Genomic DNA, 1,947 nt, shown 5'->3' on the forward strand with positions numbered 1-1,947 from the left:
CTGAGCATGGACGCTGTACAGAAAGCCAAATCCGGCCACCCGGGTGCCCCGATGGGTATGGCTGACATTGCCGAAGTGCTGTGGCGTGATTTCCTGAACCATAACCCGAACAATCCGGCGTGGGCTGACCGTGACCGTTTTGTCCTGTCCAATGGCCATGGTTCGATGCTGATTTACAGCCTGCTGCACCTCACTGGCTACGATCTGCCGATTGAAGAGCTGAAAAACTTCCGCCAGCTGCACTCCAAAACCCCGGGTCACCCGGAAGTCGGCTACACCGCGGGCGTGGAAACCACCACCGGTCCGCTGGGTCAGGGTATCGCTAACGCGGTCGGGATGGCTATCGCCGAGAAAACCCTGGCGGCGCAGTTTAACCGTCCGGGCCACGACATCGTTGACCACTACACCTACGCCTTTATGGGCGACGGCTGCATGATGGAAGGCATTTCTCATGAAGTGTGCTCCCTGGCCGGGACCCTGAAACTGGGCAAACTGGTGGCGTTCTATGATGACAACGGCATCTCCATCGACGGCCACGTTGAAGGCTGGTTCACCGACGATACCGCGAAACGCTTTGAAGCCTACGGCTGGCACGTGGTGCGCGGCGTGGACGGTCACGACGCTGACGCCATCAAACGCGCGGTAGAAGAAGCGCGTGCGGTCACCGACAAACCGTCCCTGCTGATGTGCAAAACCATCATCGGCTTCGGTTCGCCGAACAAAGCAGGCACCCATGATTCCCACGGCGCGCCGCTGGGCGACGCGGAAATCGCGCTGACCCGCGAAGCGCTGGGCTGGAAATACGCGCCGTTTGAAATCCCGTCTGAGATCTATGCCCAGTGGGATGCGAAAGAGGCAGGCCAGGCGAAAGAAGCCGCATGGAACGAGAAGTTTGCGGCTTACGCCAAAGCCTTCCCGCAGGAAGCGGCCGAATTCACCCGTCGTATGAAAGGCGAAATGCCGTCTGACTTCGACGCGAAAGCTAACGAGTTCATCGCGAAGCTGCAGGCCAACCCGGCGAAAATCGCCAGCCGTAAAGCCTCGCAGAACGCCATCGAAGCGTTTGGCCCGCTGCTGCCGGAATTCCTCGGCGGCTCCGCTGACCTGGCGCCGTCCAACCTGACCCTGTGGTCTGGCTCTAAGCCGATCAACGAAGACGCTGCCGGGAACTACATCCACTACGGCGTACGCGAGTTCGGTATGACCGCTATCGCCAACGGTATCGCGCTGCACGGCGGTTTCCTGCCGTACACCTCCACCTTCCTGATGTTTGTGGAATATGCGCGTAACGCGGTACGTATGGCGGCGCTGATGAAACAGCGTCAGGTGATGGTCTACACCCACGACTCCATCGGTCTGGGCGAAGACGGCCCGACTCACCAGCCGGTAGAGCAGGTGGCTTCCCTGCGTGTGACCCCGAACATGTCCACCTGGCGTCCGTGTGACCAGGTGGAATCCGCGATTGCGTGGAAATATGGCGTGGAGCGTCAGGACGGCCCGACCGCGCTGATCCTCTCCCGTCAGAACCTGGCGCAGCAGGAGCGTACCGCAGAGCAGCTGGCAAACGTGGCCCGCGGCGGGTATGTGCTGAAAGATTGCGCCGGTCAGCCGGAACTGATCTTCATCGCCACCGGTTCTGAAGTTGAGCTGGCAGTGGCTGCGTGGGACAAACTGACTGCCGAAGGCGTGAAGGCGCGCGTGGTTTCCATGCCGTCCACCGACGCATTCGACAAGCAGGATGCGGCCTACCGTGAATCCGTACTGCCGAAAGCCGTTTCTGCGCGCGTTGCTGTGGAAGCCGGTATTGCGGACTACTGGTTCAAATACGTTGGCCTGAATGGCGCCATCGTTGGCATGACCACCTTCGGTGAGTCTGCGCCGGCTGAGCAGCTGTTCGAGGAGTTCGGCTTCACCGTCGACAACGTGGTCGCTAAAGCGAAAGCGCTG

The 1,947-nt window shown here is 60.6% G+C and carries 1 protein-coding gene; it reads left to right on the forward strand.

The genetic code is table 11. The features are described from left to right. On the forward strand, positions 1 to 1,947 hold a 1,947-nt coding region (tkt, locus tag ACKLKD_RS27755), incomplete at both ends, for a transketolase (protein ID WP_117125846.1).

The sequence above is a fragment of the Klebsiella sp. 10982 genome, assembly GCF_048589245.1.
In the GTDB taxonomy this organism is placed as follows: Bacteria; Pseudomonadota; Gammaproteobacteria; order Enterobacterales; family Enterobacteriaceae; genus Klebsiella; species Klebsiella quasivariicola.